Here is a 15867-nt window from a genome sequence, read left to right on the forward strand (position 1 = left end):
CAAATCATGCCCAAACGATGCAAATCAATCGACATGGAGTTACGGGTATCTCCCTCATATGCGGGGCGAAAGTTCGAGGTAATCAGACTTTTGGAAACGTTTCCAATATGAGGAACCTAGAGTAGGCAAGGGCTGGGACCTGTTGACAAGGACTTCGGGACATGTCGGAAATTTCTTTGAATCTATCAACTCATTCTGACAAACTTTCTGCTAGATTGTCTCTATACTAGAGAAACAAATAAGGGAAGAAATGGATGGTGTTCGAGAATATGCAAAGACGAAGCTTAGGCGCGGTGATGGGTGGCGGATGGTCGGGAATATGGCAGAAAGCAAAAGTAGGCGTTCACAGTGCAGCTGTGGAGAATCGGTGGGTTCAAGCTTTTGTTGCTAAGAAATGGTCGTTACTGCTAATCGTTATGGGCTTCTTGCTAGGTCGTGCGATGATTCTGGAACAGTTATCACCATTTGCCTTGGCATTTATCGCAGTCATCTATTTTACACGAAAGGATATTTTGCATTGGGTGGGCATTGCTGCTTTTACCGGCAGTCTACTCGCGGTGAATGGGAACACCGGATATCTAGTGACAGAAATCGTGGTCTTCATACTGATCCAGAAGGCACTCGAGAAATATGAGCGATCCGATGTTTCGTTAGCGCCGATACTCGTTTTCAGCTCAACCTTCCTGGTGCAGCTCTTTGCAGAGCTAGTGGTTTCCAACTTAACGTGGTACTCGCTGATGATGCTCACGGTTGAAGCATTGCTAAGTTTGGTGCTGACGCTCATTTTCATTCAAGCAATTCCGGTCTTTACGCTGACGCGTAAAAACTATCATTTGAAACATGAGGAGATTATTTGCCTAATCATCTTGTTGGCTTCCGTAATGACAGGTACGGTTGGCTGGCTCGTAGGTCCTGTTACTGTAGAGCATGTGTTGTCTCGTTATTTAATTCTACTTTTCGCCTTGGTAGGGGGAGCGCCGTTCGGAGCATCTGTCGGTGTTGTGACAGGTCTTATTCTCAGTCTGGCGAACAGCAATGCGATCTATCAGATGAGTCTACTTGCATTCTCTGGTATGCTCGCAGGTCTCCTGAAGGAAGGTAATCGCTTAATGGTTGCCTTCGGGATGCTGCTAGGATCATCTATTCTCTCTTTCTATATGGGCTCTAGTGTGGATGTTATCAACTCCGCCTGGGAGTCACTTGCAGCTGTTGCTCTATTCCTCCTTACACCGCGCAGTGTGATTCTCATGCTTGCTAAGTATGTCCCTGGCACCCAAGAGAATCTGAAGTCGCAGCAGGATTATGCGAAGCGTGTCCGCGATGTGACTGCGGGGCGCGTAGAACAGTTCTCGGAGGTGTTTCGCCAGTTGGCACGCAGCTTTAAGCAGCTGACTACGGAAGATGAGGTGAGTCGTAAGGAGGAGGATGTCGGGCACTTTATGAACGCTGTCACCCAGAAGGCGTGTGAGTCTTGCTGGAAGAAGAGCCAGTGCTGGGACCAGAAATTCTATCAAACCTACACGTATATGACGGATATGATGAGCCAAATTGAGACGAAGGAGAGTATGACGAAGAAACAGATTCCGCCAGAGTGGAAGAAGGTGTGCATCCGTACAGAACAAGTGCTAGATGTGATGAAGCAGCAATATAGCTTATATAAGAACGACATGCATTGGAAAAAGCAGATCATCGATAGTCGACATCTTGTTGCCGACCAATTATCAGGTGTTTCGCAGGTCATGGAAGATTTAGCGAAGGAAATTAAAAGGGAAGGACAAGAGTTGTTCCTCCAAGAAGAGCAAATTCGTAATGCCCTGGAGGAGCTCGGTTTATCTATTCATACCATTGACGTCATTTCCTTGGATGAAGGAAATATTGAAATTGAAATTATCCATCAATATACGAAAGGATTTGATGAATGCCGTAAAATCATCGCGCCGCTTCTAAGCGAAATTATCGGCGAGAATGTCGCCGTCATGCGTGAGGAGATGCACACGCGCGGCGAGGGCTACAGCACGGTCGTATTCGGCTCAGCCAAGGAATACGAGGTGGAAACCGGAGTCGCCGGCGCTGCCAAGGGAGGCGACCTCTTCTCGGGCGACAGCTACTCCACGGTGGAGCTGGGTAATGGCAAGTATGCCGTTGCGCTGAGCGACGGCATGGGCAATGGCGAGCGCGCGCGGGCGGAGAGCGAGACGGCGCTTAACATCCTGCAGCAGCTGCTGCAGTCGGGCATGGACGAGAAGCTCGCGATCAAGTCGCTGAACTCGGTGTTGATGCTGCGTTCTTCGGATGAGATGTACGCGACGGTGGATATGGCGTTGATTGATATGTACAACGCGAATACGACGTTCATGAAGATTGGCTCTACGCCAAGCTTTATCAAGCGCGGCACGGAGGTTATCGCGATCTCAGCGAACAATTTGCCAGTGGGCATCTTGAGCGAGATTGATGTTGATCTGGTTTCTATCCCGCTGCAATCGGGGGACATCCTTGTGATGATGACCGATGGCATCTATGATGCACCGGGCCATGCTGTGAACAAGGAGATGTGGATGAAGCGAATGATTCAGGAGATCGACACGACCTTACCGCAGGATTTCGCGGACTGCTTATTAGAGCGTATTTTCCGCCATCATCATGGGGAGATTCAGGATGATATGACAGTCGTAGTAGCGCGTGTCGAGAAGCGGCAGCCCGAGTGGGCCACGTTCCGTTGGCCTGGCATTACGCGGATGGAGCGGCCCAAAACGGTTAGTTAATGATGTATAGAAGCCGTGCCGGCTCATTTGCTGGCGCGGTTTTTGAGTCAAGAGAGGCGGGTAGATGAATGATTAGGAGAGTGGTTGCCTTATTGCTCATACTCCTGGGCGTATTCATGTTTCTGTATCCCACGGTGAATGATCGATATGAAAGCTATCAACAACAGAAGATCTTGAAACAGTGGCAAGACAATATGCAAGCGATGGACCAGTTGAATGGAGAGGAGAGTGAGGTTGTGCCTTCCGTAGGTGTTTTGAACGCTACGTCCGTTGGGGGTGATGTGACTTCGTCATTAGATGCAAGTGCAAGTGCTGTCGAGCCGTTAGTACCCGTAACAGCGAAGCCCGCAAGCGTGAGCGACACGGCCATGAATGTTATAGCGACAGCGAAGCCGCCACCTGCGAAACCAAAGAACATGGAGGGGATTCTGAGTATTGATAAAATTGATTTGAAACTACCCATATTATCAGGTGCGACGATGGATAATATGAAAATCTCAGTTGCCAGTATCGCTAATACAGCTAAAGCGGGTGCCATAGGTAATTATGCGATTGCAGGACACCGAAATTTGACCTATGGCAAAAATTTTAATCGCTTAGATGAGGTTATGCCAGGTGATTTGATAGGGGTAGATACGGGGAGTAGCAAATTAGTGTACAAAGTAGAGGAAAAGCTGTATGTCCTACCAACGGATGTGTGGGTGCTGCAGAGCAATGGAAGTAATCGGGAAATTACGTTAATTACGTGTGATCCCATGGTAGACCCGACACATCGCTTAATTGTGAAAGGAAAATTAATTGAATAAATAGAAGATCACGTATAGAAAGGATGGAAATTACATATTTTCAAAACATGTGTACTACCCGCATGTCAAAAATGATACAATTTGTATCAAGATAAATGAAATGTTCTTTCTTTATTAACGGAAAGGTACATATCTGAAATGGAGGTTTAAACAAAGATGGTGAAGAAACAAACGAAGGCCATGCTGATTGCACTCCTTATGTTTATGCAATGCCTTTATGGAATTACCTTATCGGGCAAAGTAAATGCAACCGAAATCTCAGGCAACATCCTGGATAGTGTCACATTAGCGGTATACGATAGCAACGGCCAAGTTGTTACGGGTAATGTGTATGATCAGAATGCCCAAGCGAAGTTGGACTACACCTGGTCGTTGCCAAATGGTCATGGCTACCATAATGGGGATACGTTTACGTTTACATTGCCACAGGAGTTTCTTTTGTTCAATGATGTAAGCGGTTCGCTTGTCATGGATAATAGCTCTACTGTGGGGGATTTCCATGCCGATAAAGATACGCATCATGTGGTGATTACGTTTAACCAATTTATCGAAAGCTATGATGATCTGAAGGGAACGATCAGCTTCCTCACCCAATTTAATAAGAGTCAAATTACGGGGAGCACCGAGCAAACGATTGTGATCCCTGTACGTAGCGGTGATCAGATATTTACCGTAAAATTCAGGCCTACCTTGGATACAACGATTAGTAAATCAGGTGTTCCCAAAGGATACAATGCGAAGTCAATAAATTGGACGGTGGATGTGAACAAATCACTGGATACGGTTCAAGATGCTATCATGACAGATCCGATCGTGGAGGGATTATCTGCACCAACGGAAGTTAAGATCTATGCTTTGAATGTGCAACTGAACGGCACTGTCACACAAGGGGCAGAACTGGATAACAGTCAGTACACAGTGAGCACAGCAGGAGGCATTTTGACAGTTCATTTCACAAACAACTCGATCACGTCGGCTTACCGTATTCAGTATGTAACAGATATCACTAACCTGAGCAAGTCGTCATTCACGAATACTGCCAAGTTTGAGGGAAGTCATACATCGGCTGTAGAAGCAACGTCAACAGTTGCAGTGCAACGTGGAAGTATGCTCAGGAAGGAAAATACGGATTATCAAGTGACTCAGCAGAAAATATCTTGGAGCGTTCTTTACAATGGCGGAGAGGTATCTATTAGTGAAGATCACGCTTATATCATAGACACCGTAAGCGTGCCGCATAAACTAGTAGATGGATCTCTTCATGTGTATCCAGTCACTTTTGATACAATGGGAAATGAGATTCGTGGCGCCATGCTGCCATCCAATCAGTATACAATTACAACAATTGGGGAGGTTGGCAATGTTTTTAAGTTGAAGTTTGAAATGGCTATCACTAGTGCGTACCGAATTGATTATGAAACCCAAGCCACCCGTCCAATCATCGATGATTCTACCATCACGAATGAGGTGACAACATGGATGGAGCAGCATAGCAGTGCATCGCAGGATATTAATCAAGTAGGTCTTGTTAAAAACCTAGGTGCGTTTGACTATAGTAAGAAGATGGTAGGCTGGAAAATTGAATTAAACGGCAATAGTCAGGTTATGAATCATGTTGTTGTAAAGGATACGTTCCCTAATAAGGGTATGTACTTTTTAGAAGATACATTGGTCATAACTAAGGGAAATGAGACGCTTCATAGTCCCACTGATTACACTTTGAATAATAATGTGAGTAAGTATGAAGGTTTCACAATAAGCTTCAATAATGAGCTAACAGAGCCAGTCATCATCGTCTATCAAACAAAGTTTAGCTTGGATTGGCTTGAACTCACTGAAGGTGCAGAGGATTTCCATAATACGGCTCAAATGAATTGGATATCGACTGATGAAGTGGAGTATACGAAAACAGTTGGAGCGGGGTTCTATCCACGAGATGAATCATATTACAACGGTTTTAAATATGGCAATTATAATTTGGTAAACAAAGAGCTGACATGGACAGTAGGGGTTAACTACAGGGGAGAAGAGCTTGCTTCTGCGACAGTAGAGGATGTCTTACAAGATAATCAGAAGTTAGTTGAGGGCTCTATTGTTGTGTACAACATGGTCGTTTCTGCAGATGGAGACCCTTCACTGGGCACAGTAGTAGATGCTTCCCGTTATGGAGTTAACGTTGATGATCAGAATAAGCTTGTTGTTACGTTCCACGAACCAATTTCGGCAGCCTATACGATTGTGTTTAAAACAAGTTTGGAGGGACAGCTAATCCCTAGTACGATTACCAATACAGCTAGGGTGTTCGATAAGCAAACCCCGGTATCTAGAAATCTTACCGCCACTGTAAATATCCCTCATGGTGGGGAATACGTGAGCAAGAACGGCACGCAAAGCGGCGATAAGATTAACTGGCAGATTATCGTCAATCAGGGTCAATCGAAGTTAACAGATGCGGAAATATTCGATCGTCCATCCAGAAATCAAGTCGTTCTGTTGGATTCTTTTCACTTGTTCAGTATGAAGGTAGCTGCCAATGGTGATTTGACCAAAGACGTAGAATTAGTAAAAGGCGTCGGCTACACAGTTGATATCCAAACGGATGCAGAAGGAAATCAGACGTTCCGTTTAAAATTCACGAATCCTATCTCTACAGCTTATGTGTTGGAATATCAATCTGCCATTGCTGCTCGCGATCAGGAATCTGTCACTAATGCGGTGAGCTTTAGTGGGAATAATGTGACAACGATCACAAAAGAAACCGTTAAAGACATTGTAGTGGGCGTATCCACTGGTTCAGGCACAGGGAATGGTGTCCGCGGGTCTTTAGAAGTGAAAAAGGTGGATGCCACGAACAGGGAATTATCGCTTAGAGGCGCAACCTATGAGCTTTACCGGAAGTCTGGCGAAACGACTTATTTAATTCAAACGCAAACGACGAATGAAATAGGTATAGCCATTTTCCAAGGGCTGCTTGCAGGTGACTATGTGATTAAGGAGGTCACAGCTCCAAGTGGGTATATCCTAGATGGAAGTGATCATCCATTCACACTGCAACCGGCAGAGAATAAAAAGGTGACGTATACGAACGCGAGAACACAAACACCGCCGCCAACATCGACACCGACACCACCGCCATCGTCGACACCGACACCACCGCCATCGTCGACACCGACACCACCGCCATCGTCGACACCGACACCGCCGCCATCGTCGACACCAACACCAACACCAACACCAACACCAAGTATTACTCCGAGTCCGTCGATTACGCCGACTCCTAAGCCTACACCACCTGTTGTGACAGTCCCGTCACCTAAACCTTCAGATCCTGGTGTAGTGGCTCCTCCTACTGTTGAGCCTGCGACACTGCCTGTAACAGGAGAGTCTAGCCATCTTTATATCAAGCTAGCTGGACTCACGTTCGTACTGTTTGGTGTTATGTTAGGAAGGAAAGTTCGAAGGAAACGCTAAGTTAATCTCACAATTTAATAAAAGTTTAGAATAAGTAGGGGTGTCCCCCTGCTTATTCGCTTTTGTATGGACTTTTTGCAGCACAGCGTCAAGCAAATACCTTTCTCACTCCGTGTACAAGAGATGATTAGACACTCTCACAAATGGAAAAACTAGGATATGAAGAAACTACTAGAGAGCTAATCTTTTCCGCCAGGGAGGCAGAAGTTCATGATGAGGCAAATACTATTGATTACTGATGGTTGTTCCAATGTTGGCGTAAGTCCCGTTATTGCAGCGGCTCAAGCGCATGCAGAAGGTGTTGCTGTGAATGTCATCGGGGTGATTGATCATGGGGAGCTAGGGGTACTAGGCTCAGAAGAGATTCGAGAGATTGCAGCAGCGGGTGGTGGCATGAGCCGGATCGTTAATTCCGAGCAGCTCTCACATACGGTACAAATGATGACCCGGAAAACCGTGAATGCGACGATCCAGCACGCTGTAGGCAAGGAACTGCAAAGCATTCTGGGGATTTCTCAGATTGAACAATTGCCACCGGAGAAGCGAGCGGAAGTCGTACAAGTGATTGATAATATGAGTGAAACCACGTCGCTGCGTGTTGCTCTTTTAATAGATGCTAGTGCGAGTATGAAGCCGAAGCTTGCCGCGGTACGTGAAGCCATTCATGATCTTTTGCTTAGTCTAAGAGCCCGTAGTGGCGTGAGTGAGTTGGCTGTTTTCCATTTTCCATCCTCCAAATCGAGTGACCAGGAGCTAGAAATGGATCATGGCTGGACGAATCAGCTTGCAAATGTTGATAAGATGTTCTATAAAATAAACATGAAGGGTACGACACCAACCGGTCCAGCGTTGCTGCAAACGTTGCAGTTCGTGACAGAAAAGCCTTTCTCACCAAAGACGACCGAGGAAGGGATGCTGAGTGACTACGTGGTATGATGAGGCCTTTCGCCCTGGGTCTGAGATTAAAGGGAAGTGGAATGGCCATGTGTATGTGGTCGAACGCTTATTAGGTGCAGGTTCCAATGGTATTGTTGCTCTTGTACGAAGGGGAAACGCTAGATTTGCGCTTAAAGCGGGATATGAAACGGTAGATCATCAGTCAGAGATCAATTCCTTGCTTGCCATTTCACTGAAAGAGAATTCATTTAAGAATTTTTTGATTGATTCGGACGATATGATGATTCAGGGAAGGGGAATTTCTTTCTATGTCATGCGCTATATTGAAGGTGCGACCCTTACCGAATTTATACATAAGCGTGGGCAAGACTGGATCTATGTAATAGGCACGAACCTCTTGCAAAAGCTTACCGAAATCCATAGAAGCGGGTATGTATTCGGGGACCTAAAGGTTGAGAATATGATTGTATCTAGGTATGGTGACGTGGATCTCATTGATTTCGGAGGCGTATCCTCAAAGGGACGAGCGATTAAACAACTAACGGAAGTCTACGATCGTGGATTTTGGAATATGGGGGAGCGGGTTGCTGAGGAAAGCTACGATCTATTTTCATTTGCCATTTTACTATTAAAAACACTAGATCACCGCAAACGCTTTTCAGGCTTTATCAAAACGCTGCCCCAGAACCGAGAGTTAGATCAGTTAACGGCGATTATGCGTGAAAATCCTGTTGCAGCACAATTGTCCCCATTTTTGAATAAAGCCTTACGTGGCGAGTTCAGCACTTCGGAAGAAGCGATCAGTTATTGGAAAAAGCTGATGAAAGGTAAGCAAGCCGCACAGTCGACGCTGAAAATGCCGTGGCTCAAAATATGCTTTGCTGCATCTATTTTTATGTTTGGAGCGACGATATATATGTATTGGTAGTTTTCGGTAAGGTATTGGCAGAAAGGAATTGTGGTATGGGAACGGATCTTGTTGCCCGAGTAGAACGACGAATAGTAGAAGAACAGCTTGTTGATGCAGGGGATGTGATTATCGTTGCGGTTTCAGGGGGACCTGACTCAGTGGCGCTATTACATGTCCTGTTTCGTCTTGCGGATACCTATCAGTGGACGATTGTTGTAGCCCATGTGAATCATCAATTCAGGGGCATGGAATCGGATGCGGAAGCAGATTTCGTTGCGGAGCTCGCGGCAGGAATGGAGCTTCCATGTGAAATTGGTGTCATCGATGTTCCTGCCTATATAGAGGAAGCTTCTTTAAATGGGCAAGCGGCAGCACGTGAAAAAAGGTATGAATTCCTTCATCAGGTAGCCGATAAATACGGTGCGCATCGGATCGCTTTGGCTCATCATGCTGATGATCAAGCGGAAACGATGATGATGCGAATTCTACGTGGGACAGGCCCCTCAGGGCTTGTTGGCATGCCGGAACGCAGGCGCGAAAAAAAAGTGGAACTGATTCGTCCTTTTTTACGTATATACAAATCAGATATTGTGAATTATTGCGCTCAGCATGAAATTACCTATTGTAAGGACAGCAGCAATGAGCTGCGGAAGTATTTCCGCAATCGGATTCGGCTAGATCTTATGCCGGTGCTGAAACAGTATAATGAACAACTTCCAGAGTCACTTAATCGATTGACGGATGTGATGCAAGCTGAGAATGACTATTTGGATGCACAAACGGATAACGTTTTTCGCCGAATCGTGACATGTCAGTCGAACATCTGCCGCTTGAATCGGAGTGATTTCGCTGAGCTTCACGTTGCTTTACAAAGGCGTTTGATTAAATTAATATTAAACTGTCTTTGTTTGGAAAGGGAACGGCTGGTATTTACACGAATTGAGCGTGTACGTGAGTTAATTGTGAAAGATCAGATGTCGAATCAAGTCCTCCAGGTGGATGAACAGGTTTATATTGTGAGAGAATATGGATCTATTCAATTTCAGACCTTCGCGCCAGATCCGAAGCCATATGCTTTTGAGATCCGGCTAGATTCAAATGAAATGGACCTGCCTGACATGAACGCCAAATTGATCTACTCATGGATGCCTTCAAGCTCGTATGAGAAAGCTGCTTCATCTCCAGATAATAATGGCGACGTTTTTTTGGATTTGGACCAAGTAGAATTGCCGCTTTGTTTGAGAAGCCGCAGATCGGGTGACCGATTGGAACCACTTGGTTTAAACGGGTCCAAAAAAGTAAAGGATATGTTCATTGATGCCAAAATGCCTCCAACGAAGCGTGAGGTCATCCCACTACTGGTCGACGCATCCGGACGGATTCTCTGGATTGCTGGATTTCGTAGGTCCAAACACGCTATGGTCGGACCAGACACAGAACGTGTGCTTCATATGAAGCTAGTGCTGCAGGAACATACGTAAATTTCGTTCTTCTAGAATGTAAATTTATAAGGATTCATAATATAATCTAGGGGGTTCATCCTTGTACAGCGACATTCAAGAAGTACTTTACAGTGAAGAACAAATTCAAGGCAAGATTAAAGAATTAGGGGAATTGCTTTCCACTGATTACGAAGGCAAGAATCCATTGGTTATTTGTGTGCTGAAGGGCGCTTTTATTTTCATGGCGGATCTTGTGAAGCAAATTAAAGTGCCTTTGGAAATTGATTTTATGGCGGTATCCAGCTACGGTCAATCCACGAAATCCTCCGGCGTCGTTAAGATTATCAAAGATCTTGATGTTCCGGTGGAAGGACGTCATATTCTGATCGTGGAAGATATTATCGATAGCGGCTTAACGCTAAGTTATCTGATAGATGTGCTAGAACGTCGCAACGCTAAGACAATTTCAGTTGTTGCGCTGTTTAATAAACCGGCACGAAGAACGGTAGAGCTAGAGCCTGACTATGCGGGTTATGTGCTACCAGATGAGTTCGTTGTCGGATATGGTCTGGATTATGCAGAGAAGTATCGTAACCTTCCATTTATCGGCATATTGAAACCAGAGATCTATTCGAGCTAGTGTCATGTTCCAGAGGCGCAGCAGGACAGTAATGTTGTAGCGCTTTACCGGGATGTGGTAAAATAATAATTGTGTGCCGTTTGAGAGGAGGCTCGTTATGAATCGAATTATCCGGAATACCGGCTTTTATTTGCTTATATTTTTGGTTACCGTGGGGATCGTTCATTTCATCAGTACCCAGAATGAACAGAAGGAGTTAATCACTTACGATAAATTCCGACAAGCAGTAGTAAACAAAAATGTAGAGTCCGTAGTATTAAAGTTCGATGGGTATACCTATTCGATTAAGGGTAAGTATATTAACCCGCCTAATGGCGCGGATAAGAAGAGCTTCGAAACACATGCTCCTTACGAGCCGTTAGTTGTACAAATGATTGAAGCGAACGGCGTACCTTCGGAAGAGTACGGGCCGATGGAACGCGATAGCGTTTGGATTAGCTTTCTTACGTCCATTATTCCATTCGTCATTATCTTCATTTTGTTTTTCTTCTTATTGAATCAAGCCCAAGGCGGCGGCGGTAAGGTCATGAACTTCGGCAAGAGCCGTGCACGCCTTTATAATGAGGAGAAGAAACGAGTTACCTTTGAAGATGTTGCGGGTGCAGATGAAGAGAAGCAAGAACTGATCGAGGTTGTTGAGTTCCTGAAGGATCCTCGCAAATTCGCAGCGGTTGGCGCTAGAATTCCTAAGGGTGTTCTTTTGAATGGTCCTCCAGGAACAGGTAAAACCTTGCTTGCACGTGCAGTTGCGGGTGAAGCGGGCGTACCATTCTTCAGCATCTCTGGTTCTGACTTCGTTGAGATGTTCGTCGGTGTCGGCGCATCCCGTGTTCGTGACTTGTTCGAGAATGCGAAGAAGAATTCACCTTGTATTATCTTTATCGATGAAATCGATGCGGTTGGTCGTCAACGTGGCGCTGGTTTAGGTGGCGGACATGACGAGCGTGAGCAAACACTCAACCAATTGCTTGTTGAAATGGACGGATTTGGCGCGAACGAAGGTATTATCATCGTAGCAGCAACCAACCGACCTGATATTCTAGACCCTGCCTTATTGCGTCCAGGCCGTTTCGACCGCCAAATTACGGTAGATCGTCCGGATATCAAAGGCCGTGAAGCCGTATTGAAAGTTCACGCGCGTAACAAGCCGCTTGCTAAAGACGTGAAGCTAGATTCACTTTCACGTTATACAACTGGTTTTACGGGTGCGGATCTTGAGAATTTATTGAATGAAGCAGCTTTGATCGCAGCTCGTCGTAATCGTAAAGATATTTCGATGGCGGAGGTTGAAGAAGCATTTGACCGTATTATCGTGGGTACACAGAAGAAAAGCCGTATCATCTCTGAGACTGAGAAGCGTATCGTAGCGTATCATGAAGCGGGACACGCGATTATCGGTTATCATGCAGAGAATGCGGACATGGTTCATAAAGTTACAATCGTTCCTCGTGGACGCGCTGGTGGTTATGTGATGATGTTGCCTAAAGAAGGCGAAGATCGCATGATGCAAACGAAGAACGAGCTTCTGGATAAAGTAACTGGACTCTTAGGTGGTCGTGTTTCCGAAGAATTGTTCATCGGGGAAATTGGCACAGGGGCATACAGCGACTTCCAGAAAGCAACGGGAATCGTTCGCCGCATGATTATGGAATACGGGATGAGCGATAAGCTTGGACCGATGCAGTTCGGTAGTTCCCAAGGTCAAGTATTCTTAGGCCGCGACATCGGACATGAACAAAATTATAGTGATGCGATTGCCTACGAGATCGATCAGGAGATGCAAAACTTTATTCGTACGTGCTATGAACGTGCACGCGCGATTCTTACGGAGCATGCAGATCAGATCCACCTTGTTGCCAAGACATTGCTTGAGAAAGAAACGTTGGATAAAGACGAAATCATTGAACTTTTGGAAAAGGGCAAGTTAAACGCCAGTTCTGATGAGGACGATGTGAAAGTTAATATTCAAGGTCAAAGCCAAGCTAGCGAAAGCAATAAGCTGGAGTTTGACAAGGAAAAAGAAGTTAAAGATATCAAACCGGATCAAACAGAAGAGTAAGTTGCAATACGAACTCGGAAATCCGTTGTACACATCAAGTGTGCGCGGATTTCCGAGTTTTTTCAATGTATTTGCGCATTGACAGGCGATGTGAGAATGTGTAAATTAGTTGTAAATCTCTAATTTTATTGCGATTAGATCATACTACTTTTAGATAGACGATGAGACCATCTTACGTCCCAGATAGGGGAGGAAGCACCATGGAAGCCTTAGCATTAGAACGCAAAGCGGAACAAAACCGCGAGCTCAAAGAACGACTGTTGCAATTGAAGAAAGAACGGAATGCTATTATTCTTGCTCATTATTATCAGCGTGACGAAGTTCAAGAGGTAGCGGATTTTCGAGGGGACTCCTTTTTGCTTGCTCAGAAGGCCGCACAAACTGATGCGGATGTCATCGTATTCTGTGGTGTCCATTTCATGGGTGAAAGCGCGAAGATCCTTGCGCCGAACAAAACCGTGATTATTCCAGACGAACGTGCTGGTTGCCCGATGGCAGATATGGTAAATGTGGAAGGTCTGCGTGCCCTTAAACGTCAACATCCGAATGCCAAAGTCGTTGCTTATATTAATACATCGGCTGATGTGAAGTCCGAAACCGATATTTGTTGTACATCTGCGAATGCCATCAATGTCATCAATTCCGTCGATTCAGATGAAATCATCTGGGTACCGGATAAAAATTTGGGTGACTATGTATCAAAATTCACAAGCAAAAAAGTGATCATCTGGGAAGGCTACTGCAATACGCATGATATGCTGACTGTTAAAGATGTTGAAGAAATGAGAGCGCAGTATCCGAATGCACAGTTTGTTGTTCACCCAGAATGTCGCCCTGAAGTAGTGAAGCTAGGGGACTTTGTTGGGAGCACGACCGCGATTATTAAATATTGTAAAGAGTCCGACTGCCAAGAATTTATCGTAGGTACCGAGGATGGAACTGGCTACCAGCTGCGTCTAGACAGTCCTAATAAGAAGTTCCATTTTGCTACCAAATACTTGGTGTGTCCGAATATGAAAGTGAACAATTTGAAGAAAATCGTGAAATGTCTTGAGACGATGCAACCAGAGATCTATGTACCAGAAGACGTAGCAGATAAAGCAAGATTGTCCTTAGAGCGCATGTTACAAGTTAAGTAGCATGCGCTACTCTCTTGTCCGTGAATAGGTGCCCTCGTGAAGCAAGGCTAGTATCGATCCAATGAGTAAATTGTGGACGAACTGACGTTGCTTTACGAGGTATTAATGGTGAAGAACAGGTGAAACGTCATGATTCCTAGATATCTCGTAGATGTTGATTTAGATTCTATTCCTCATATACATACGGATGTTATTGTTATTGGTGCAGGTATTGCCGGGCTTTTCACAGCGCTGCGCGCTAGTGAGAATAAAAAAGTCCTCATGATTACGAAGAAGTCTCTCTTAGATAGCAACACACGTTATGCGCAGGGCGGAATTGCCGCAGTGATTTCGGACGAAGATTCACCGGAATATCATCGTCAGGACACGTTGATTGCAGGCGCAGGTCTTTGCTCGTCGGAAGCTGTCGATGTACTTGTACATGAAGGTCCTGAAGGCGTTCAGGACTTGATCCGTATGGGAACCCAGTTCGATCTAGAGAATGGGGAATTTGCTTTAACTAAAGAAGGGGCACACAGCCAACGACGCATATTACACTCCAATGGTGATGCGACAGGTGCAGAAATTGTCAGAGCTCTTTCGGAACGAACGAAGCAAGATCCGAATATCGAAATTTGGGACGACCACTTCGTGATCGACCTGATTACCCAAGACGGCGAATGTTACGGAGCGCTCGTTCAGAAACCAAGTGGACAGCGCGTGTTTGTGCGCGGCAACGCCACGATTCTTTGTTCCGGTGGCGCGGGACAGCTGTTCCGTTATACAACGAACCCTGATATCGCCACTGGCGACGGGATAGCGATAGCTCACCGTGCGGGTGCTCAGATTCAAGACGTGGAGTTCATTCAATTCCATCCAACAGCGCTATGCTACCCGGGCGCACCGCGGTTTCTGATTTCTGAAGCGGTGCGGGGCGAAGGCGCTTATTTGCGCAACATCAAAGGAGAGCGCTTCATGGATCGCTATCATCCTCAACTGGAGCTAGCGCCTAGAGATGTTGTTGCTCGTGCCATTGTTGACGAAATGGAGAGCTGTAAATCAACTTTCGTCTATATTGACATTACACACGAATCGGAAGAACTGATTAAACATCGTTTCCCAACGATATTTGAATATTGTCTGAATTACGGGCTCGATATGAGCACGGATTGGATTCCAGTAGCACCGGCCGCGCACTATATGATGGGTGGCGTAAAAACCGACTTGCACGGAGAAACACAGGTTCGTCGCCTATTTGCATGCGGGGAAGTTTCGTCGACAGGGGTACATGGTGCTAACCGTTTAGCGAGCAACTCCTTATCAGAAGCAATTGTATTCGGACGTAGAATTATTGAGCGAATTCAAGAGCTGCCTGCGCTCCAAGGAGATATTCAGATCCGCACGGCATCCGAAGCTCCAAGGACAGAGATCCCAAACCAAGCTGTTGTAGAGAAAAAGTTGAAGCTTCAGAAAGTCATGCTCCGTTATGCAGGTCTCAAGCGCGATGCCAAAGGCTTGCAAAAGGGGCATGAGGAGCTTGCGAGACAATTGTCGATTTTTGATTCCTTGATGACGAAACGTGAAGAGTATGAGTTTGCCAATTTGCTTAATGTAGCCCTTTTAACAACGACAGCAGCATTAACCCGTGAGGAAAGCCGCGGGGGTCATTATAGAGAAGATTTCCCTGAACGGGATGACTTGGTATGGAAGAAGCATATTGTTTTCCAGCGCGGGGAAGCTAGGATTGAGGAGTGGATTTAGC

10 protein-coding genes are annotated in these 15867 nt (G+C 45.6%); all 10 read left to right on the top strand.

Going from position 1 to position 15867, the window contains the following annotated elements:
- Positions 1–296 precede the first annotated feature (296 nt).
- The 10 genes from spoIIE to nadB all read left to right on the top strand — a co-directional run bounded on the left by spoIIE (position 297) and on the right by nadB (position 15866).
- The gene (spoIIE, locus tag AC58QG_RS35085; RefSeq protein WP_497366652.1) at positions 297–2762 is read left to right on the top strand and encodes a stage II sporulation protein E; all 2466 of its coding nucleotides are present in this window, start codon (positions 297–299) and stop codon (positions 2760–2762) included.
- A 68-nt stretch (positions 2763–2830) separates the two neighbouring features.
- A complete protein-coding gene (locus AC58QG_RS35090) occupies positions 2831–3568 on the top strand; it encodes a class D sortase (protein WP_497366634.1) in 738 nt (245 codons plus the stop codon).
- A gap of 156 nt (positions 3569–3724) precedes the next feature.
- A complete protein-coding gene (locus tag AC58QG_RS35095) occupies positions 3725–7039 on the top strand; it encodes a collagen binding domain-containing protein (protein ID WP_497366635.1) in 3315 nt (1104 codons plus the stop codon).
- A 213-nt stretch (positions 7040–7252) separates the two neighbouring features.
- Entirely contained in the window at positions 7253–7975 is a 723-nt protein-coding gene (locus AC58QG_RS35100) for a vWA domain-containing protein (protein WP_497366653.1), read from the top strand.
- On the top strand, positions 7959–8864 hold the full coding sequence (locus AC58QG_RS35105; protein ID WP_497366636.1) for a protein kinase domain-containing protein: 906 nt from the start codon (positions 7959–7961) through the stop codon (positions 8862–8864). Before AC58QG_RS35100 ends, AC58QG_RS35105 begins: the two co-directional genes overlap by 17 nt.
- Before the next feature lie 35 nt (positions 8865–8899).
- Positions 8900–10327: a tRNA lysidine(34) synthetase TilS gene (gene tilS, locus AC58QG_RS35110; RefSeq protein ID WP_497366637.1), complete on the top strand. Its 1428-nt coding sequence runs from the start codon at positions 8900–8902 to the stop codon at positions 10325–10327.
- A gap of 61 nt (positions 10328–10388) precedes the next feature.
- Positions 10389–10928 (top strand): hypoxanthine phosphoribosyltransferase, encoded by a 540-nt coding sequence (hpt, locus tag AC58QG_RS35115; protein ID WP_497272814.1) that lies wholly within the window; start codon positions 10389–10391, stop codon positions 10926–10928.
- 97 nt (positions 10929–11025) lie between these two features.
- Positions 11026–12987, top strand: a complete 1962-nt coding sequence (gene ftsH / locus AC58QG_RS35120) for an ATP-dependent zinc metalloprotease FtsH (RefSeq protein WP_497366638.1) — start codon at positions 11026–11028, stop codon at positions 12985–12987.
- 200 nt (positions 12988–13187) lie between these two features.
- Complete coding sequence (gene nadA, locus AC58QG_RS35125; protein WP_056617922.1) at positions 13188–14126, top strand: quinolinate synthase NadA; 939 nt, start codon at positions 13188–13190, stop codon at positions 14124–14126.
- Positions 14127–14255: 129 nt separating this feature from the next.
- A complete protein-coding gene (gene nadB, locus AC58QG_RS35130; RefSeq protein WP_497366639.1) occupies positions 14256–15866 on the top strand; it encodes an L-aspartate oxidase in 1611 nt (536 codons plus the stop codon).
- Position 15867: the final 1 nt, after the last annotated feature.

The sequence above is a fragment of the Paenibacillus sp. J22P169 genome (assembly GCF_059691995.1).